We start from the raw sequence: 20,112 nt of genomic DNA, 5'->3' as shown, positions 1-20,112 counted from the left end.
AAGGAGCACCCATTGTCCGACCCGAAGAAGATCCTCATCACCCTCGACGGAGAGATGCGGGAGGTGACTGAGGGCACCACCGGTCTGGAGCTCTACAAGGACCAGAAGACCACCGTCGTCATGCGCGTCGACGGCCATCTCTGGGACCTGTCGCGTGAGGTCCCGGTGGGCGCCTCCGTCGAGGCCGTGGACATCTCGGAGCCGGACGGGCTCAACGTCCTGCGTCACTCGACCGCCCACGTCATGGCCCAGGCCGTGCAGCAGCTGCGCCCGGACGCCAAGCTCGGCATCGGTCCGTACATCACGGACGGCTTCTACTTCGACTTCGACGTCGCCGAGCCCTTCACCCCGGAGGACCTGAAGGCGATCGAGAAGCTCATGCTGAAGATCGTCAACCAGAACCAGATGTTCGCCCGCCGCGTCGTCACCGAGGACGAGGCCCGTGAGGCCATGGCGGCTGAGCCGTACAAGCTCGAGCTGCTCGGCAAGAAGGACAATGCCGAGAACGCCGGCGAGGGTGCCTCCGTCGAGGTCGGCGTCGGCGAGATCACCATCTACGACAACGTGGACCGCAGGTCCGGCGACGCCGTCTGGTGCGACCTCTGCCGCGGCCCGCACCTGCCGAACACGAAGCTGATCTCCAACGCCTTCGCGCTCACCCGCTCGGCCGCCGCCTACTGGCTCGGCAACGAGAACAACAGGCAGCTGCAGCGCATCTACGGCACCGCCTGGCCCACCAAGGCGGACCTCAAGGCCTACCAGGAGCGCCTGGCCGAGGCCGAGCGCCGCGACCACCGCAAGCTCGGCGCCGAGCTGGACCTGTTCTCCTTCCCGGACGAGCTGGGCTCCGGCCTGCCGGTCTTCCATCCGCGCGGCGGCGTCATCAAGCGCGAGATGGAGGACTACGTCCGTCAGCGGCACATCGAGGAGGGCTTCCAGTACGTCGGGACCCCGCACATCTCGAAGGACGGCCTGTTCCACACCTCGGGTCACCTGCCGTACTACGCGGACACCATGTTCCCGCCGCTGAAGGTGGACGAGGAGCGCGACGAGGACGGCAACATCACCCGTCAGGGGCAGGAGTACCGCCTCAAGGCGATGAACTGCCCCATGCACAACCTCATCTTCCGCTCCCGGGGCCGCTCCTACCGCGAGCTGCCGCTGCGCCTCTTCGAGTTCGGCCATGTGTACCGCCATGAGAAGTCCGGTGTGGTCCACGGGCTGACCCGTGTGCGGGGCTTCGCGCAGGACGACTCGCACTCGTACGTGACCCGCGAGCAGGCGCCGGCCGAGGTCAAGCACCTGCTGGACTTCATCCTCGGGCTGCTCAAGGACTTCGGCCTGGACGACTTCTACCTGGAGCTGTCCACCCGCGACCCGGAGTCGGACAAGTTCATCGGCACCGACGAGCAGTGGGCCGAGGCGACCTCCGTGCTCGAGACCGTGGCCCGCGAGACCGGCCTGGAGCTCGTCCCGGATCCGGGTGGAGCCGCCTACTACGGACCGAAGATCTCGGTGCAGGCCCGCGACGCCATCGGCCGCACCTGGCAGATGTCGACCGTCCAGTACGACTTCAACCAGCCGGCCCGCTTCGGCCTCGAGTACCAGGCCGCGGACGGCTCCCGCCAGGAGCCGGTCATGATCCATGCCGCGAAGTTCGGGTCGATCGAGCGCTTCTTGGGCGTGCTCACCGAACACTACGCCGGCGCCTTCCCGGCCTGGCTCGCCCCGGAGCAGGTCGTCGCCGTCCCGGTGGCCGAGGCGTTCAACGACTACCTCGCCGAGGTCGTGGACAAGCTCAGGGCCGAGGGCATCCGCGCCCGCCTGGACGACTCCTCCGACCGCTTCCCGAAGAAGATCCGCACCGCCTCGAAGGAGAAGGTGCCGTTCGTGCTCATCGCCGGCGGCGAGGACGCCGAGGCCGGCGCCGTGTCCTTCCGCTTCCGTGACGGCTCGCAGGACAACGGCGTGCCGGTGGACGAGGCCGTCGCCCGCATCGTGAAGGCGGTGCGCGACCGCGAGGTGACCCCGTGATCCGGCCTCACCACGACGCCCCCGACGCCGGACGGCAGTCGCCGACCGGCGCAGCGGACGCGCCCGCGGCGGGCCACGGCCTTCCCGACGACGGCCGGGCCACCGACCAGCACACCCTCGCCGGGGTGCCCGATGCCTTCTCGCGCCTCTGGAACGCCCATCGGATGGCGTACGTGTCCAAGGGTCAGGAGCAGGTCAAGGACGAGCACACCTGCCCGTTCTGCGCCGGCCCGTCCCGCTCGGACGAGGACAGCCTGATCCTGCACCGAGGCGAGACCTGCTTCGTGCTGCTCAACCTCTACCCGTACAACCCGGGCCACCTGCTGATCTGCCCCTACCGCCACGTGCCCCTGTACACGGACATCACGGCGGAGGAGGCCGCGGAGATGGCGCGCCTGACCCAGACGGCCATGGTCGCCCTGGAGAAGGTCGCGAACCCCGCCGGCTACAACCTCGGCATGAACCAGGGCGCGGTCGGCGGGGCCGGCATCGCGGCACACCTGCACCAGCACGTGGTGCCGCGCTGGTCCGGTGACGGGAACTTCCTGCCGATCATCGCCCAGACCAAGAACATGGCACAGACCCTCGGCCAGACCTGGGAGCTGCTCCACACCGCCTGGGACGAGGCCGCCGCGGAGTTCGCCGAGCGGCAGGACGGGGACGCCTGCTGATGCTGGACCGCCATGCCCGCGGGGCCACGAACCGCATCTTCACGCCTCCGGCGCGGCTGCTGCTGCGCTGGGGTGTGACCCCGGACGCGGTCACGGTGGCCGGAACGCTGGGCGTGGTCGTCGGTGCACTGGCGCTCTTCCCCGTCGGACACCTCTTCTGGGGCGTCATGGTGATCACGCTCTTCGTGTTCTCCGACGTCCTCGACGGCGTCATGGCCCGGCTCTCCGGCACCACCGGCCGCTGGGGGTCCTTCCTGGACTCGACCCTGGACAGGGTGCAGGACGCAGCGGTCTTCCTGGGGCTGATGTGGTGGGCCTTCGGGGTGGGGGAGCAGACCGTCCTCGGCGTCGCCGCCTCCCTCTGCCTGGCGTCGGGCATGCTCGTCTCCTATGTCCGTGCCAAGGCTGAGGCACTCGGGTTCACCGCAGACACCGGCATCGCAGAACGGGCCGAGCGTCTCATCGTCACCCTCGTGGCCGCAGGGCTCGTGGGCATCGGCGTGCCGGCGGTCGTTCTCACCGTCGTTCTCTGCCTTCTGGCGGCCGCCTCCTTCGTGACTGTGGTCCAACGCATGATCACCGTGCGTCGTCAGTGGCTGACCTCACACGAGACGTGAGCCCCCCCTGCATGGGACGCCACGCGCCTGGCCTGCCCCGTAGAGCGCCTCGCCGGCCGCGGTTGTTGGGCCAGGACAGCCTGCAGAGCATCTCCGTCGGGCCAGGCCGGCACCGTAGAGCGCCTCGCCGGCCGCCGGCGTCGGGCCAGGCCGGCCCCGTCTCACGGGAGTCGAGCCAATCGCCGCGCTCTGAGCGCACAGGGATATGACAGGTCTACACAGCGTGTTCTGCTGACCGCTGAGTAGTCTCGGCTAGCCGTCTCCTGGCCGAGCTGTCTGGACGCGCAGACCACGGCCTCGTGTGGCCACCCGGTGCGCGGGGCCTCGTCGTCAGGCCGCCGGGGCCACGCTGACGCCGCCGCCCCGACGCGGTCACACCATCCCTCCGTGCCGGCCGGCTGTCCTTCCGTCCCCGACCCCGTCTGCGTGCTTCATGCCCCACATCAGTTCCGCCCCCGTCGATGCCCCGGGAGGCGGGCGAGGACCACGGTGCCTCCCACCGGCCTCGCTGCCCATCGCTTCCGCGCCGACATCCAGGGCATCCGCGCCCTCGCCGTGCTCAGCGTCCTGCTGTTCCACGCCGGCCTTCCCTGGCTGCCCGGAGGCTACGTCGGCGTCGACGTCTTCTTCGTCATCTCCGGCTTTCTCATCACAGGGCTTCTGATCAAGGAGATCAGCCGCACCGGCGGTGTCTGCCTGACCGACTTCTACGTGCGGCGTGTCCGGCGCATCCTGCCGGCAGCCCTCGTCGTGATCGCCCTGACCCTGGCCGCCGGGTGGGCGTTCCTGCCGCTGTCCCGGTGGGAGTCGCTCGGCTGGACGGGCCTCTGGGCGGCACTGAGCGTCGCCAACTGGTCCCTGGCCGCCGACAGCACCGACTACTTCAACGCCGACGCCGCGCCCAGCCCGCTCCAGCACTACTGGTCCCTGGGCGTGGAGGAGCAGTACTACCTCGTCTGGCCGCTCCTGCTGGTCGCCTTCGTCGCGTTCGCGTTGCGTCGCCGCGCCGCTGCCCCCACCGGCACCGACGGCCGGCCCCGCCGACGCGCCGCTCGACAGGCCGCCCCCACTGCCGGCGAACCGGCCCTCGATCCCCGCGCCGTCGCCATCCGGGTCCTCCTGGTCGCCGCCGTCGTGAGCGTCGTGTCCCTCGTGCACTCGGTGCTCTACACCCCGCAGAACCCGGGGGCGGCCTACTTCATCACCACCACGCGCGCCTGGGAGCTCGGCGTCGGCGCGGCACTGGCCGCGCTCGTCGTGCTCCTGCCCGCACTGCCCGCCCGGCTCCGTGTCGTGCTCGGCTGGACGGGTCTGGCCATGGTCCTGGCCGCCGTCGTCGTCTTCACGGAAGAGACCGTGTTCCCGGGCTACAAGGCCGCGGTCCCGGTCGTCGGCTCGGCCCTGATGATCCTGGCCGGCACCCATGCGGAGGGCGATCGCCACGGCGCCGGCGTCGGCACCCTGCTGTCCTCGCGGCCGGCACGGTGGGTCGGCGACCTCTCCTACTCGCTGTATCTCGTCCACTGGCCGGTGATCGCGATCGCCTCCTGGCGGTTCGCCGAGGGCCTTCCCCTGTGGCTGGGCCTGGTGCTGGCGGCTGCGTCGGTGCCCGTGGCCTGGCTGCTGCGCATCGCCGTCGAGAAGCCCTTCATGGGGTCGCATTCGGCCGCAGCGTCGCCCACCGCCGCCCAGACCCGGGCCAAGGCACGCCGTCGTCGACGCCGAGGCACCCTCCGCCCGCTGCTGGCCGGTGGCCTCGCCACCGCCGGCGTCTGCGCGCTCGCCCTGGCGCTCGCGTTCACCGCCTCCCAGCGCACCGCCCTGCCGGATACCGAAGGGGCGGTCGCCGGCGCCGGGGCCGCCGGCGCGGGCATCGCGACCGACGAGGACCCGGAGCCCGGACCTGCCGACGGGACGACGGCCGCCGGCTCGAATCGGGCGGAAGCCCTCGCCTCCGCCGAGGACGCCGAGGCCGAGGAGCCTGCCTCCCCGCCGGAGGGCTGGGACCCGATGGACGAGCTCGCCGGGCTCAGCGTCGATCAGATCGTCCCCGCACCGTCCTCGGGCTCCCGGGACGGCTCGCCGCTGCTGTATCGGGACTGCCAGGTCGAGGCCGCGGACGACACCGCCAAGCGCTGCGAGGACGGCGACCCGGACGCTGACACCACTGTCCTGCTGGTCGGTGACTCCCACGTCCACCACTGGTCTGAGGCGATCGTGGACGAGGCCCTCGAACGGGGATGGAACGTGGTCTCCTACGTCAAGGGCGCCTGCCCGATCACCACGCACACCGTGGAACTGTCCGAGGAGAACGGCGGACCGCGCCCGTTCACCGAATGCACCTCCTGGAACGAGAAGGTGATCAAGGAGGTCGAGGCCGAGCAGGCGGACGTCATCATCACCTCGGCGAGCTTCTACCGTGACGCGGACGGTTCCTCCGCCGCCGACGGCATGGCGGAGGGATGGAAGAAGCTCGTCGCCCACGCGGACCACACCGTGGTGCTGGCGGACCCGCCGCATGCGAGCCGGCCCGTGCCGGAGTGCGTCGAACGCCACAGCGACGACATCGCGGCCTGCTCCTGGGACCGCGAGGAGGGCCTGGCGGACTCCGGCACCCCAGACATCCTCGCCGCTGCCGAGCAGGTGCCCGAAGTCGAGGTGATCGACCTCAACGACTTCATCTGCCCGGGCCCGGTCTGCGCGCCCGTGGTTGGCAATGCCCTGGTCTACATGGACTCCCATCACATGACGGCGACCTTCTCCCATTCGCTCGACGACGCGTTGTGGGAACGGCTCGACCGCGTCATCGCCGACTGACACCCCTCAGCAAAGAGAAGAAGCGCTCCACTGATAAATGGATCTGTATCAGTAGAACGCTTCTTCGCTAGGGTCCTCGTTCGATCGGCGCCACCGTCGCGTCCGCAACCCGCACGAGGTCAGCGGGCGCGATCTCGATGTCCAGCCCCCGCTGCCCGCCGGACACGAACACCGTGGCCCAGTTCAGGACGCTCTCGTCCACCAGCACCGGGCACCGCTGCCGCTGGCCGAACGGTGAGATCCCGCCGCGGACGTATCCGGTCCTGCGCTCGGCCTCCTCGCGGCCCGCCATCACGGCCTTCTTCGCCCCGAGGGCCTTCGCCGCGGCCCGCAAATCAAGCCGCCCGGACACCGGGACCACGCAGGCCGCCAGCGAACCATCCGGCACCTGCACCATCAGAGTCTTGAACACGCGGGCCGGCTCCACGCCCAGCGCCGTGGCCATCCGCTCGCCCACGCCCACGGCGTCCGCGGCGGTGTGTCCGTCGTCGATCTCCACGCGGTGCAGGGTGTGAACGGCATCCGCCCGGGTCAGTGCGGCGACGGCCGGCGTCGGCGCATCCCCGGCGTCCTTCCTGCGCGCCATCGTCAGCCTTCGGCCGTCAGGTCCCTCACGTTGCGCTTGATGCGGCCGAGCATCGCGGACATGCCGCGCAGGCGAAGCGGCGTCAGCGCCTGGGCCAGGCCGAGGCGATTCGGGATGTCGTCCGGTACGCCGAGGATCTCGGCGGCGGTCAGCCCATCGAGTCCCTGCGAGAGCACGGAGGCGAAGCCCCGCGTGGTCGGCGCCTCCGGGGGTGCGGTGATGAACAGGCGCATCACGGACTGTCCGCCGGCGGGCTCGCCCTCGATCTCCACGGCCAGGAAGAGCGGGGACTGGCACTCCACGACCTGCTCCATCTCCTCCTCATGCCCGTCGTAGCGGGCCGGCAGTTCCGGCAGCTCGTCGGAGAACTCGAGCAGCAGCTCCAGCTTCTCCGGGTCCGGGACCGCGGTGAAGTCGTCGACGATCTCGGCCAGGGCGGTGGGCAGCGCGGTGTTCTCGGTCATGGCTCACCATCCTAGGACCCCATGCCGCCGCCGGCAGGCCCAGAGAACGTCAGCGGAGGCGTCCTTCAGCCCTGGGCCACCGGTTCTCCGGGCCGCAGACGGACGACGACGGCCGGTCACCTTCGTGCGGAAGGCGACCGGCCGCCGTCGGGAAGTCCCTGAGATCCCAGGCAGTGAGGCGGGGCAGGCGGACGCCGCTCCGGGCGAGTCCGCCGGGCGCAGGTCAGCGCTGCGGGGCCCGGCCGGGCTCGTCGCCCATGACGATCGGCACGCGCACGGCGTTGCCCCATTCGGTCCAGGAGCCGTCATAGTTGCGGACGTCCTCGTAGCCGAGCAGGTGCTTGAGCACGAACCAGGTGTGGGAGGAACGCTCGCCGATGCGGCAGTAGGCGATCACCTTGTCGGTCTCACCGAGTCCGGCCTCGTCGCGGTAGATCGCCTCGAGCTCGGCGCGGGACTTGAAGGTGCCGTCCTCGTTGGCGGCCTTCGCCCACGGCACGGAGGCGGCGGTCGGGATGTGGCCGCCGCGGAGGGTGCCCTCCTGCGGGTAGCCGTCCATGTGGGTGGTCTCGCCGGTGTACTCCTGGGGGGAGCGCACGTCGATCAGCGGGGTGGAGCCGAGGGCGGCCAACACGTCCTCGCGGGCGGCGCGATCGGTGGTGTCGTCGCGGTCGGTCACCGGGTAGTCGACCGGGGTGACGGACGGGACCTCGCGGGTGGTCTCGCGGCCCTCGGCGATCCACTTGTCGCGGCCGCCGTTCATCAGGCGGGTGTCCCTGTGGCCGTAGAGGGTGAAGACCCAGAGGGCGTAGGCGGCCCACCAGTTGGACTTGTCGCCGTAGAACACCACGGTGGTGTCCGGGCCGATGCCCTTGGAGCCGAGCAGCTCCGCGAAGGCCTCCGGGCCGACGAAGTCGCGGGTCACCGGGTCGTTGAGCTCGGTGTGCCAGTCGATCTTCACGGCACCGGGGATGTGACCGGTGGAGTAGAGCAGGGTGTCCTCGTTGGACTCGAGGACCACGACGTCCTCGTCGCCGATGTGCTCGGCGACCCAGGCGGTGGAGACGAGCTTCTCAGGGTGGGCGTACTCGGCGAACTCGGTGGAGGTCTCGGCCATCAGGGGCACCTCTTCCTGTCGATGGGGTCTGGCCTGCGGGCCCTCTCCGGTGCCGTCCTCCGTGCGGAGACGCCGCGTTCGGCGGCCGGCGTCCGGGCCGGGCCCTCGGCCGTCAGATTACGCGAGGGCGGCGGGTCCTAATAGGCAGGCTGTCCTAAACCGTCATCGTCGGTGCAGGCGGCGGACGGTACAGTGAACCGGGACAACGCACGCCGAAGGAAAGGGAGTCCGCCGTGGCCCAGACCGTCCATCTGTCCGAGCGCTCCCCGCAGGTCTCGGCAGACGAACTGCTCGCCGGCTTCCAGCCGTCCTACCGCTTCGGTGAGGTGTCCTTCGACACCTACATCCCGGACCCGGCCCATCCGTCGCAGGCGGAGGCCGTGAACCGGCTGAAGGACTTCGCGGCCTCGATCGGTGGCGGGCGCGGCGGGCATGGCGGCTCCGGAGGCTTGTTCGGCGGCCTGTTCGGCGGGAAGAAGCGGGCGGCGGGGCCGGCCGGCATCTACCTGGACGGCGGCTTCGGCGTCGGCAAGACCCACCTGCTCGCCTCCACCTGGCACGCCGCCCCGGGCCCGAAGGCCTTCGGCACCTTCGTGGAGTACACCAACCTGGTCGGCGCCCTGTCCTTCCGCAAGGCCGTGGACGTGCTCAAGGAGTACACCCTGGTCTGCATCGACGAGTTCGAGCTGGACGACCCGGGCGACACCGTCCTCATGTCCCGCCTCATGCGCGAGCTGGCCGACGCCGGCGTCCGCCTCGTGGCGACCTCCAACACCCTGCCCGGCGCCCTCGGCGAAGGCCGGTTCGCCGCACAGGACTTCAAGCGCGAGATCCAGGTGCTCGCCGAGCAGTTCGAGGTGATCCGCGTGGACGGCGAGGACTACCGCCACCGCGGCCTCTCCGAGGCCCCCGCCCCGCTCGACGACGCCGAGGTCATGGACACCGTGGCGAAGAACTTCCCGCACGTCGGTGTGGTGGCCGAGGACGACTTCGCCGACCTCACCGCGATGCTCTCCCGCGTGCACCCCTCGCGCTACCGGGAGCTCGTCAAGGACGTGGACGTCATCGCCCTCCACAACGTGGAGACCATCACCGAGCAGGCCACCGCGCTGCGCTTCGTGGTGTTCGCGGACCGGCTCTATGACAAGGACGTCCCAGTGGTCGCCTCCGGCACCGCCTTCGACGAGCTGTTCACGCACGAGATGATGCACGGCGGATACATGAAGAAGTACTTCCGCACCGTCTCCCGCATGACCGCGCTCGTCCGCGAGGGCCAGCTCGGCATCGCCGAGGAGAAGTGACGCCGCGGTGACCGGCGCGGGGGACCGCCGATGAGCGGCTCCGTGCCCTCGCCCGGCGGCACCGACCCGGACGGCAGGCAGGCCCTGTCGGCCGTCGAGGCCGCCGTCCGCCGTGCCCTCCGCGTCCCCGGCGTCCGCGTGGACCGGGAGCGATTCCTCCTCAGGCAGGCCCGGGGCCTGCTTCCCGACGACGGCGCACGCCGCCGGGTCCTGACCGAGGGCCTGGCCGCCGTGCTCACCGAGCCCGAGATGCGCGCCCTGGGCCTGCGGCGGGTCCTGCAGCTGACCGCCTGGTCCTCGTCGGCCGCCGTGGTGTCCGCCCTGCCTGCAGGGCCGGTGGCGATGACCGCCGGCGCCGGCGCCGATGTGATGCAGCAGCTCGTCTTCGGCCTGCGCCTGTCCCAGGAGCTCGCCTATCTCTACGGGCACCGGCTCTCCGGCACCGACCACGAGGGCGCCCCGCCGACCGACGCGGAGCTCGAGCAGCTTCTCCTGCTCTTCGGCGGCCTGCTGGAGGTGGAGGGCGCCGCGGCCGCCGTCCGGCTCACCGGTCCGCGCCTCGAGCGCGACGGACGTCCCGTCGGCTACGGCGACGGCGACTGGGGTCGACGCAGCGGAGGCGAGTCGACCGGCGGAGGGCTCGACGCCGATGCCGGCATCGGTGCTGACGCCGGCTTCGGTGCCCGGACGGGGGCTGGTGCCAGGGCAGGTGCCGCGGGCGCTGGGCTGCCGGCCGACCTGCTGCGCCGCAGCGTCATCGGACCGATCTGCCGACGGGTACTCGCCCGGTTCGCCTCCCGCATGCACTCCGTGGTGCTGCGCCGCGGGGTCCTGCGCGCCGTGCCGGTGCTCGGCGCGATCGGCGCCGGGGGAGCGGCCTTCTCCGCGCTCCAGGCCCAGGGGCGCATCCTCAACCACGAGCTGGCCGAGGGACTCGACTACACGCCGGACAAGGTGATGGACGATGTGGAGGCGCTGCGGCGGGCGCTGGGCGCCGGCTGACAGCGGACCGGATCGAGAGCCCGGCCGAGACGCGGGGCCGGGACGACCGCCGAGGCGATGGGATCCGAGGACGACTGAGGCCCAGCCGGTGGTGCCGACGGGGCCTCAGACATGAATGGAGCGGATGACGGGATTCGAACCCGCGACCTCCACCTTGGCAAGGTGGCGCTCTAGCCAACTGAGCTACATCCGCAGAACCGGTCGGCCACTGAAGACCACCGTCCGTGCGCGATACTGGGTTCGAACCAGTGACCTCTTCCGTGTCAAGGAAGCGCGCTACCACTGCGCCAATCGCGCTCATCAGTCTCACGACTGCTGAGTACAGTTCCTTCCATCTCTGGAGGAGCCGCGAGGTCGGGACGGGATTCGAACCCGCGTATACGGCTTTGCAGGCCGCTGCCTCGCCTCTCGGCCACCCGACCAGGGTTGAAAGGTCATGCGAGCGGATGACGGGATTCGAACCCGCGACCTCCACCTTGGCAAGGTGGCGCTCTAGCCAACTGAGCTACATCCGCATGGATCGACGCGGCGATCGTCTTCCTCATCGGAACCGCTCGCCGCGTTTTCCAACGAGAAAGAACTCTAGACCATGTCGTCGGCGGATGCCAAATCGGGGGCGGGCGCGCCCTGCAGGGCAGGAGGTGTCAGCCGTCTCACCTGTGGAGACCCGACGCCCCGTCCGGACCGCCTGCCAGAATGGTGGACCATGACCCAGCCACGCCTCGCCCACGCCACAGAGCGCGGGCGCATGTACTCGCGCAAGCTCGGCGGCCTGCCGGAGGTGCCGTCGATCACCACCGTCATCGGCCTGGAGAAGGCGGACCTGGACGGCTGGGTCGGTTGGATGGCCGCTGACGCCGCCACGAAGGACGCCCGGCTCGAACAGGCGCTGGGCTCCTCGGCACGGCTGCGCCAGATCGCTCGGCAGAACGCGGACGCCGCCGCCAAGTACCGTGACGCCGCCGCCGAGCGCGGCGACCGGGTCCACGACTACGCCGAGCAGGTCTCCCTCCGCGCCCTCGGCAGGCCGCACCGCATGGCCGAGTGCCGTCAGCGGCTGATCCAGCACGGCGAGGGCGCCTACGCCGACCGCTTCGACGAGTGGTGGGACCTCTACGGTGTGCAGCCCGTGGCGGCGGAGGTGACCGTGTGGAACGACTCCGTCGGCTACGCCGGCACCCTCGACCTCGTGGCGCGCATCGGTGGGCGCCTGTGCCTGATCGACTTCAAGACCAAGACCACCGGCCGTGACGGCCGGGTCAAGCCGCTCGACGCCAAGGTGGTCATGCAGCTCGTGGCCGGCCTGCAGGCCGAGGAGTCCCTGGTCGACCCCGTGGCCGGCACCTGGGAGCCCTGGGCCCATGGGGGCGCCGAGATGCTGCTCGGCGTGGCCATCGGCGAGACCGAGGTGGCCGTGCACCAGGCCAACCCCGCCGTGCTCAGGCAGCACTGGCACAAGTTCTGGGCGCTCCGCCAGCTCTGGACCCACCAGGAGGCCGCAGCCGAGGCCGGCCCCGCCCTGCGTGAGATCGGCCCGCCGCCGGTGCAGCGTGCCGGTGCCGGCAACGGTGCCGATTCCGCAGCCCCCGGCAGCGGCGCACCGGCCGGCGGGGCGCCGTCCCGGGCCGGATCCCACGCCGCCACGGCAGCTCCGGCGGGAGCCGAGGGACCGTCAGCCCGATGACCAGCCTGCCGGTCCGCACCGGGTCGGACCCCGCCCCGGGGCCGAGGACGAGGAGGTGCCCGAGCCGGGCGACGGCCTGCCGGGCCCTATGCCGGGCGACGGCCTGCCGGACCCCGAGCCGGGCGACTGACTGCCGGCCCGGTGCCTCCACCGCGCGGTGGACCACCTGGATGGCATGCTGTCCGTGGGCCGTCTCGTCGCCTCCGTCCTCGGAAGGCGCCGACGTCCCACGGCCACCGCAGCATCCGTGTCCGCACCGCCCGTCGGTGCGCCACCGGCCAGACACCCCAGGAGACCATGACTGACCCCGCCGCCCCGCCCGCCGCGCAGGCGACTGCGCAGACCACCGCCCAGCCGGCCGAGCCGGCGTCCGCCCAGGACGCGGGCGCACCGCTGCGTGTCCTCTACGCAGGCACGCCCGAGACCGCGGTGCCCGTGCTCGAGGCGCTCGTGGCCTCCCGCCACCGGGTCGTCGGCGTGCTGACCCGGCCGGACGCCCCGCTGGGCCGCAAGCGGGTGCTCACCCCGTCCCCGGTGGCCGCGGCCGCCGAGGCCCACGGCATCCCCACCGTCAAGGCCGACCGCCTCCGCGGGGAGGCCGGCGCCGAGGCCGCCGAGGCGATCCGTGCGCTGGGAGCGGACGTGGCCGTCGTCGTGGCCTACGGTGCGCTCGTGCCGGCCGAGCTGCTGGGCGTGCCGAAGCACGGCTGGCTCAACCTGCATTTCTCCACGCTGCCTGCCTGGCGCGGCGCCGCCCCCGTGCAGCGCGCCATGATGGCCGGCGAGACCCGCATCGGCGCCGACGTGTTCCAGCTCGAGGAGGGCCTGGACACCGGCCCGGTCTTCGCCAGGATGCACCGGGACGTCGCACCAGGCCAGACCTCCGGTGACCTGCTGGCCGGGCTGGCCGCGGACGGGGGACCGCTGGTGGTCGAGGTGCTGGACGGACTCTCTGCCGGCACCGCCGTCGCCACGCCGCAGCAGGGCGAACCGACCCACGCCGAGAAGCTCTCGCACGCCGACGGGCTCGTCGACGCCGCCGGAGACGCCGCAGCCGTGGGCGCTCTGGTCAACGGCGTCACCCCGGAGCCCGGCGCCTGGGGCTGGATGCTCGCCGACCAGGCCGACGCCCCCACCCGCTTCAAGCTCGACGCCGTCCTGCCGCACGCCGAGGAGGACCTGCCCGCCGAGGTGGCCGCCGCCTCCGTCGGAGACCTGCTCGTGGCCGCGAAGAGGGCCTGGCTGCGCGCCGGCTCCGGCGCGCTCGAGCTCACCCGCGTCCAGCCGTCTGGCAAGAAGCTCATGGCCGCCGCCGACTGGGCCCGCGGCGCCACCGGCTCGCCCCGCCTGCTGGCCGGGACCGAGCTCGCCGACCACACCGCCGAGTTGCAGGCCGCCCACGCGGCCCGCCTCGCCGCCCGCACCACCGCCGAAGGGAAGACCCGCGCATGAGCGATCGTCGACAGGGACAGGGATCCGGCCGGGACGACCGGCGCGGCGGCGGGCGAGGGCGTCAGGACCGCCGCGACGCCCGGGGCCGCACCCGTAACCGCGGCCGCTCCGGTGCCGGGAGGCACTACTCGGCGGTCGCGCCGTCGCAGCGCTCGCGCCAGGCCGATCCGGCCCGCGCCGTCGCCTTCGACGTGGTGCGCGCCGTCCACCAGGACGACTCCTACGCCAACCTCGTGCTGCCGCAGCGCATCCACGCCCGCCGCCTGGACCGCCGCGACGCCGGCTTCGCCACCGAGCTGACCTACGGCACCCTGCGCGGCATCGGCCTGTACGACGCGATCCTCGCCGAGTGCGTGGACCGCCCGCTGGCCGACCTCGACGCCCCCGTGCTCGACGCCCTGCTTCTGGGCGCACACCAGCTGCTCGGCATGCGGGTGCCCGCCCACGCGGCGCTCGACGCCACCGTCGCCCTCGTCCGCGAGAAGATCGGTGCCGGCCCCTCCGGCTTCGTCAACGCCGTGCTGCGCCGCATCTCCGAGACGCCTCGCGAGGACTGGATCGAGCGCGTCGCCCCGGACGACGGCTCCGAGAAGTCCCTCGGCATCCGCCATTCGCATCCGGCCTGGATCGTGCGCGGCCTGCGCCAGGCCCTCGTCAGCCACGGCGCCGACGCCGCCGAGCTCACCGACCTGCTCGAGGCGGACAACGCCGCCCCCGTGGTCAACGTGGTCGCGCTGCCCGGTCTCGGAGACATCGGACCGGTCCTGGAGGCCGGCGCCGAGCCCAGCCCCATCGCCCCCGACGCCGCCCTCCACGCCGGCGGCGACGCGGCCCGCCTGCCCGGCGTCCGCGACGGCGTCGTCCGCGTCCAGGACGTCGGCTCCCAGCTCACCGCCCGTGCTCTGGCCTCCGTCCCGCTCGGGGGACAGGCGCACGACGACGGCCCCGTCGCCTCGGGCGCGTCTGGCACCGAGCACTGGCTCGACCTCTGCGCCGGCCCCGGCGGCAAGGCCGCCCTGCTCGCCGCGCTGGCCGCCGAGCGGGGCGCCCACCTGCTCGCCAACGAGGTCGCCGACCACCGCGCCGACCTCGTCCGTGGGGCGCTCACCGCCGTGCCGCAGCGGGCCTGGACCGTCCGCGCCGGCGACGGCCGCCGGATCTCCGAGGCGCCCGAGGCCGCGCCCGGCTTCGACCGCATCCTCGTCGACGCCCCGTGCACCGGGCTCGGCGCCCTGCGCCGCCGCCCCGAGTCGCGCTGGCGCCGCACCCCGGCCGACCTCGCCGTCCTCACGGACCTGCAGGCCGAGCTGCTGGACGCCGCCGTCGGCGCGCTGGTCCCCGGCGGAGTCCTCGCCTACGTCACCTGCTCGCCGCACCCGGCCGAGACCGTGGTCCAGACCGAGGACCTGCTGCGCCGCCACCCGGAGCTCGAGCAGCTCGACGCGGCACAGGCGCTGCAGTCCGTGGCCGTGGGTGACCTCGGCCTGCCCGCGACGAAGACCGCCCAGCTGTGGCCCCACCGCCACGGCACCGACGCCATGTTCCTCGCCCTGGTGCGGAAGCCGGCCTGAGCCGGCCGGACCCACCCGGATACTCCGCCCGTCCCCACCACAGGAGCCCGCCATGACCGCGACGTCCCCGACCGTCCACCTGCACCCGTCGATCCTCTCGGCCGACTTCGCCCGGCTGGCGGACGAGCTGGGCCGGATCGGCGCCGCCGACGCCGTCCACGTGGACGTCATGGACGGCCACTTCGTGCCGAACCTGACCCTGGGCCTGCCGGTGGTCGAGGCGATCGGCAAGGCGACCGACCTGCCGCTGGACCTGCACCTGATGATCGAGGACCCGGACCGCTGGGCCCCGGACTACGTGGACGCCGGCGCCGCCTCCGTGACCTTCCACGCCGAGGCCGCCAAGGCCCCGGTGCGCCTGGCCCGCGAGCTGCGCGCCCGCGGCGCAAAGGCCGCCATGGCGCTCAACCCCGGCACCGCCCTCGAACCCCACCTGGGCATGCTGGGGGAGCTGGACATGCTCCTGCTCATGACCGTCGAGCCCGGCTTCGGCGGCCAGCCGTTCCTGGACCTCGTGCTGCCGAAGATCCGTGCCGCCCGGAAGGCCGTCGACGACCTGGGCGGTCAGCTCGCCCTCCAGGTGGACGGCGGCGTCAACGCGGACACCATCCACCGCGCCGCCGAGGCCGGCGCCGACGTCTTCGTGGCGGGCTCCGCTGTCTACGGCGCGGACGACCCGGACGCGGCCATCCGCTTGCTGCGTGAGACGGCGGCCCACGCCTGCGCCCACGGCAGGGCGTGACGTGGCATACTTGATCCCAGCTAACGTGCTCCGGGGTCGGTGAAAGTCCGAACCGGCGGTGACAGTCCGCGACCCGCGAGCGTGAGCCAGGCGAGAGCCCCGGCCCACGCGGACGGTTGAGCCGGTGGAATTCCGGCACCGACAGTAAGAGTCTGGATGGGAGAAGCACGCAGCCGACGCCTCGGCAGAGGTCTCTTCGCAGCACCCTGCCCTGTCCGTCCCCACATGCCCCCGGAGCGCGCCTCCGGGTGAGGGCCACCCGGAGCGCCGAGCGCACGGGAGGACGCAGATGGAGCACCTCACGGACGAGGCCGCCATGGACCTCGCCGTCGCCGCCGCCCTCGAGAGCGTCCGGGGCGCCAATCCGCTCGTCGGCGCCGTCCTGACCGCTCCCGACGGACAGCTCCTCGCCGTCGGCCGCCACCGCGGCGCCGGCACCCTGCACGCCGAGGCCGACGCCCTCGCCGCCTGGGCCGCCCTGCGCGAGACCGACCCGCAGGCCGCTGCGGTCGACCCGGCCGCCTGCACCCTCCACGTCACCCTCGAACCCTGCGACCACACCGGGCGGACCGGACCCTGCACCGGCGCCGTCCGCGCCGCCGGCATCGGCCGCCTCGTCTACGCCGTCGCCGATCCGACCGGCACCTCCGGCGGGGGAGCACAGACCCTCCGGGCCGCCGGCCTCGACGTGTCGGGCCCGACCGGACACGCCGGATCCCTCGCCCTCACCGACCGCTGGCGTCGCGCCCGCGCCACGGGCCGTCCCTTCGTCACCGCGCACCTGGCGCAGTCCCTCGACGGCTGCGCCGCCGCCGCGGACGGCACCAGCCAGTGGATCACCTCGCCCGCCTCCCGCGCCCACGCCCACGCCGTGCGCGGTCGGGTGGACGCGATCGTCGTGGGCACCGGCACCGTGCTCGCGGACGACCCCCGGCTCACCGCCCGGGACGACGACGGCTCCCTCGCCTCCGTCCAGCCGGTCCCCGTGGTCATGGGGCACCGTCGGATCCCCGCGGGGGCCGCCCTGCGCGGCCACCCCGCCCTGGCGGCGGGGGAGGAGCCTCTGCACCTGCGCTCCCACGACCCCGCCGAGGTGCTCGCGGCGATCGCCGCCCACCCCGGCCCCTGGCCGCACGGCCGCGGCGGATGCGAGCACCTGCTGATCGAGGGCGGTCCCACCGTGCTGGCCGCCTGGATCGCCGCCGACCTCGTCGACGAGCTGCACGTCTACACCGCGCCGACGTTCCTCGGCGCCGGCCTGCCCGCCGTGTCCGGCCTGGCCGTGGACACCCTCGCCCACGCCGTGCGCTGGACCCCGGACTCCGCCGAGGGCGGCCCGGTCCGCCCGCTCGGCCCCGACACCTGGACCCATCTGCGGCCGGCGACGGCCGCAGGGAAGGAGTGACACCGTGTTCACCGGGATCATCACGCACATCGGCACCGTCCGGGAGCTGGTGCACCGTCCGGAGGCGGACGTCGCGACGATCGTCGTGGACGCCCCCGGCGTGCTCGACGGCCTGCCCGAGGGCGGCTCGCTGGCCGTCGACGGCGTCTGCCTCACCGCGCTCCACGACGCCGACGCCGAGCCCGGCGTCTTCCGCGCCGACCTGATGGGCCAGACCCTGCGCATGACCGCCCTCGGCGACCTCGCGCCCGGCTCCCGCGTCAACCTGGAGCGGTGCCTGCTGCCCCACCAGCACCTGGACGGCCACCTGGTCCAGGGCCACGTGGACGGCGTCGGCACGGTGCTCGAGGTCGCGGACGAGGGCGCCTGGCATCGGGTGCGCGTCGGCGTCCCCGCCCGTCTCGCCCGATACCTGCCCGCCCAGGGGGCCGTCGCCCTCCAGGGCGCGTCCCTGACGATCACCGCGGTGTCCTCCCCGGACGCCGCCGAGCACTGGTTCGAGGTCGGTCTCATCCCGGCCACCCTCGCCGCCACGACCTTCGACGGGCTCGAGGCCGGCCGCCGGCTCAACGTCGAGACCGACGTGATGGCCCGCTATGCCGAGCGCCTCGCCCAGATCCCCGCACCGCGGGACGCCACGGCACCGGCAGACCAGGAGGAGCCGCCAGACCAGGCGCAGCCGGCAGAACAGGCGAAGCCGGCACACGAGGAGGAGCGCGCATGAGCCACGGACAGGACCTGCAGCAGACCGTCGGTGTCGACCCCGTCCGCCTCGACCCCGTCGAGGAGGCGATCGCCGCGATCGCCGCGGGACGGGCCGTCGTCGTGGTGGACGACGAGGACCGGGAGAACGAGGGCGACCTGATCTTCGCCGCCTCCCGGGCCACCGCCGAGCTGACCGCCTTCACGATCCGTCACACCTCCGGCGTGCTGTGCACCCCGATGCCGGCGGCCTGGGCCGAGCGGCTCGCGCTGCCGCCGATGACCGACACCAACGAGGACCCCAAGGGCACCGCCTACACCGTGTCCGTGGACGCGGCGGCAGGCGTCACCACCGGCATCAGCGCCGCCGACCGCGCCCGCACCCTCCGCGTGCTGGCCCACCCCGGCTCCGCGGCCGGCGACCTCACCCGCCCCGGCCACGTCTTCCCGCTGCGCGCGGTGGACGGCGGCGTCCGCGAGCGGGCGGGCCACACCGAGGCCGGCGTGGAGCTCTGCCGCCTGGCGGGCCTCGCCCCGGTGGCGGCCATCGCCGAACTCACCCACGACGACGGCACCATGATGCGACTGCCCGCCCTCCGCGAGTTCGCGGACGAGCACGGCCTCGTCCTTGTCTCCATCGAGGACCTGGCCGACTTCCTCACCCGGATCGACGACGTGCCCGCCGAGGCCTGCCTGCCCACGGCCCGCGGGCCCCTGCGGATCGCCGTGCACCCGGACCCCGCCACCGGCGCCGAGCACGTGCTGCTCACCTCCCCGGACCTCGATCCGTCCGCCGGCCCCGTGACCGTCCGCGTGCACTCCGAGTGCCTCACCGGCGACGTCCTCGGCTCCCTGCGCTGCGACTGCGGCCCCCAGCTGCAGCGGTCGCTGGAGGCCACCGCCCGGCACGGCGGCGCCGTCCTCTACCTGCGCGGCCACGAGGGGCGCGGCATCGGCCTGGCCAACAAGGTCCGCGCCTACCGTCTGCAGGAGCAGGGACTCGACACCGTGGACGCCAACCTCGCCCTCGGGTTGCCCGCCGAGGGCCGCGACTTCCGCGCCGCGGCCCGGATCCTCGCCGACGCCGGGATCACCTGCGTCCGGCTGGTGACCAACAACCCGGTGAAGCTCACGGCGCTGCGCCGGGCGGGCATCGACGTCGTTGAGCGCGTCCCCGCCCCGGCACCGGAGAACGAGCACAACCGCGCCTACCTCGCCGCCAAGCGCGAGCGCATGGGCCACCTGCCGGCCCTCGGCGAGAGCGCCCCGGAGATCCCCGGCCGCCCCGCAGACCCGCTGACGCCGTCCCCCGCGGACGCCGCCGGCGCCATCACCCGTCCCTCCGAGACCGAGGAGCACCACGCATGAGCGGAGCAGGAGCCCCGACCTTCACCCACGACCGCGAGGCCGCCGCCGGCCTGCGGGTCGCCATCGTCGCCGCCCAGTGGCACGAGCAGATCATGGACGGCCTCGTCTCCGGCGCACAGGCCGCTGCCGCGGACTTCGGCCTCGAGGCGGACCTCGTCCGCGTCCCCGGCACCGTCGAGCTCACCGTGGCCGCCGCCCGCCTGACCCGCACCCACGACGTCGTCGTGGTCCTGGGGGTCGTCGTCCGAGGGGACACCCCCCACTTCGACTACGTCTGCTCCGCCGTGACCCAGGGCGTCACCGAGGTCTCCGTCCGCACCGGCGTGCCGGTCGGTTTCGGCGTCCTCACCGTGGACACCGAGCAGCAGGCGATCGACCGGGCGGGCCTGCCCGGCTCCCGCGAGGACAAGGGCCGTGAGGCCCTCGAGGCCGCCGTGCTCACCGAGCTCGCCCTGCGAGCGGTCTCCGGCGCGGCCCCGGCCCCGCATGCCGGCGAGACCGCCCCCGGGCCGACGGCCGACGCCACCGCCCCCGGGCCGACGGCCGACGCCACCGCCGACGCCGAGGAGGCGACCGCCT

The 20,112-nt window shown here is 73.1% G+C and carries 16 protein-coding genes, 4 tRNA genes, 1 pseudogene and 1 riboswitch; of the genes and pseudogenes, 14 read left to right on the top strand and 7 right to left on the bottom strand.

Annotated elements, in window-relative coordinates:
* Window positions 1-12: 12 nt before the first annotated feature.
* From thrS to FM125_RS01820, 4 genes are all read left to right on the top strand, one after another.
* Window positions 13-2,034, top strand: a complete 2,022-nt coding sequence (gene thrS / locus FM125_RS01835; RefSeq protein WP_087133458.1) for a threonine--tRNA ligase — start codon at window positions 13-15, stop codon at window positions 2,032-2,034.
* A gap of 125 nt (window positions 2,035-2,159) precedes the next feature.
* Window positions 2,160-2,705, top strand: a complete 546-nt coding sequence (locus FM125_RS01830; RefSeq protein ID WP_245829722.1) for an HIT family protein — start codon at window positions 2,160-2,162, stop codon at window positions 2,703-2,705.
* A complete protein-coding gene (pgsA, locus tag FM125_RS01825; protein ID WP_067192342.1) occupies window positions 2,705-3,322 on the top strand; it encodes a phosphatidylinositol phosphate synthase in 618 nt (205 codons plus the stop codon). The genes FM125_RS01830 and pgsA overlap by 1 nt, the downstream gene beginning before the upstream one ends.
* Before the next feature lie 489 nt (window positions 3,323-3,811).
* Window positions 3,812-6,139: an acyltransferase family protein gene (locus FM125_RS01820; protein ID WP_143745183.1), complete on the top strand. Its 2,328-nt coding sequence runs from the start codon at window positions 3,812-3,814 to the stop codon at window positions 6,137-6,139.
* Window positions 6,140-6,206: 67 nt separating this feature from the next.
* Here the strand turns inward: FM125_RS01820 and ybaK are convergent, their stop codons facing one another.
* The 3 genes from ybaK to FM125_RS01805 form a co-directional block, all read right to left on the bottom strand.
* Entirely contained in the window at window positions 6,207-6,725 is a 519-nt protein-coding gene (gene ybaK, locus FM125_RS01815; RefSeq protein ID WP_087133456.1) for a Cys-tRNA(Pro) deacylase, read from the bottom strand.
* 2 nt (window positions 6,726-6,727) lie between these two features.
* A complete protein-coding gene (locus tag FM125_RS01810) occupies window positions 6,728-7,189 on the bottom strand; it encodes a SufE family protein (RefSeq protein ID WP_067188875.1) in 462 nt (153 codons plus the stop codon).
* Window positions 7,190-7,412: 223 nt separating this feature from the next.
* Window positions 7,413-8,306, bottom strand: coding sequence for a sulfurtransferase (locus FM125_RS01805; RefSeq protein WP_087133455.1), 894 nt, complete (start codon window positions 8,304-8,306; stop codon window positions 7,413-7,415).
* 233 nt (window positions 8,307-8,539) lie between these two features.
* Between FM125_RS01805 and zapE the strand changes: the two genes are divergently transcribed.
* Both zapE and FM125_RS11910 read left to right on the top strand, forming a co-directional pair.
* Entirely contained in the window at window positions 8,540-9,607 is a 1,068-nt protein-coding gene (gene zapE / locus FM125_RS01800) for a cell division protein ZapE (protein ID WP_087133454.1), read from the top strand.
* Window positions 9,608-9,637: 30 nt separating this feature from the next.
* Window positions 9,638-10,609 carry a hypothetical protein gene (locus FM125_RS11910; protein ID WP_070638214.1) on the top strand — a complete coding sequence of 324 codons (972 nt, stop codon included), beginning with the start codon at window positions 9,638-9,640 and terminating at the stop codon, window positions 10,607-10,609.
* A 116-nt stretch (window positions 10,610-10,725) separates the two neighbouring features.
* Here FM125_RS11910 and FM125_RS01790 read toward each other — a convergent pair.
* The 4 genes from FM125_RS01790 to FM125_RS01775 form a co-directional block, all read right to left on the bottom strand.
* A tRNA-Gly gene (locus tag FM125_RS01790) sits at window positions 10,726-10,802 on the bottom strand.
* Between the two features lie 32 nt (window positions 10,803-10,834).
* Window positions 10,835-10,906: transfer RNA gene (locus tag FM125_RS01785), tRNA-Val, on the bottom strand.
* Window positions 10,907-10,960: 54 nt separating this feature from the next.
* Window positions 10,961-11,031 (bottom strand) — tRNA-Cys (locus tag FM125_RS01780).
* Between the two features lie 19 nt (window positions 11,032-11,050).
* Window positions 11,051-11,124 (bottom strand) — tRNA-Gly (locus tag FM125_RS01775).
* A 191-nt stretch (window positions 11,125-11,315) separates the two neighbouring features.
* Between FM125_RS01775 and FM125_RS01770 the strand changes: the two genes are divergently transcribed.
* The 8 genes and pseudogenes from FM125_RS01770 to ribH form a co-directional block, all read left to right on the top strand.
* The gene (locus FM125_RS01770; protein ID WP_070638216.1) at window positions 11,316-12,293 is read left to right on the top strand and encodes a cytochrome; all 978 of its coding nucleotides are present in this window, start codon (window positions 11,316-11,318) and stop codon (window positions 12,291-12,293) included.
* Between the two features lie 393 nt (window positions 12,294-12,686).
* Window positions 12,687-13,745: a methionyl-tRNA formyltransferase gene (locus tag FM125_RS01765; RefSeq protein ID WP_070638352.1), complete on the top strand. Its 1,059-nt coding sequence runs from the start codon at window positions 12,687-12,689 to the stop codon at window positions 13,743-13,745.
* Window positions 13,742-15,316, top strand: a complete 1,575-nt coding sequence (locus FM125_RS01760; protein ID WP_087133452.1) for an RsmB/NOP family class I SAM-dependent RNA methyltransferase — start codon at window positions 13,742-13,744, stop codon at window positions 15,314-15,316. Before FM125_RS01765 ends, FM125_RS01760 begins: the two co-directional genes overlap by 4 nt.
* Before the next feature lie 52 nt (window positions 15,317-15,368).
* Window positions 15,369-16,058 (top strand): ribulose-phosphate 3-epimerase, encoded by a 690-nt coding sequence (rpe, locus tag FM125_RS01755; protein ID WP_070638222.1) that lies wholly within the window; start codon window positions 15,369-15,371, stop codon window positions 16,056-16,058.
* 22 nt (window positions 16,059-16,080) lie between these two features.
* A riboswitch (FMN riboswitch) is annotated at window positions 16,081-16,230 on the top strand.
* Between the two features lie 117 nt (window positions 16,231-16,347).
* Entirely contained in the window at window positions 16,348-17,463 is a 1,116-nt protein-coding gene (gene ribD / locus FM125_RS01750) for a bifunctional diaminohydroxyphosphoribosylaminopyrimidine deaminase/5-amino-6-(5-phosphoribosylamino)uracil reductase RibD (protein WP_087133451.1), read from the top strand.
* A 4-nt stretch (window positions 17,464-17,467) separates the two neighbouring features.
* The gene (locus tag FM125_RS01745; protein WP_067188890.1) at window positions 17,468-18,187 is read left to right on the top strand and encodes a riboflavin synthase; all 720 of its coding nucleotides are present in this window, start codon (window positions 17,468-17,470) and stop codon (window positions 18,185-18,187) included.
* Window positions 18,184-19,533: a 3,4-dihydroxy-2-butanone-4-phosphate synthase gene (ribB, locus tag FM125_RS01740; RefSeq protein ID WP_083315213.1), complete on the top strand. Its 1,350-nt coding sequence runs from the start codon at window positions 18,184-18,186 to the stop codon at window positions 19,531-19,533. Before FM125_RS01745 ends, ribB begins: the two co-directional genes overlap by 4 nt.
* A pseudogene (ribH, locus tag FM125_RS01735) lies at window positions 19,530-19,991 on the top strand (6,7-dimethyl-8-ribityllumazine synthase); the annotation flags it as partial. The gene ribB and the pseudogene ribH, both read left to right, overlap by 4 nt.
* Window positions 19,992-20,112 lie beyond the last annotated feature (121 nt).

Source organism: Micrococcus lylae (assembly GCF_900163825.1).
Classification (GTDB): Bacteria; Actinomycetota; Actinomycetes; order Actinomycetales; family Micrococcaceae; genus Micrococcus; species Micrococcus lylae.
This window is presented reverse-complemented; position numbering and strand designations above follow the sequence as displayed.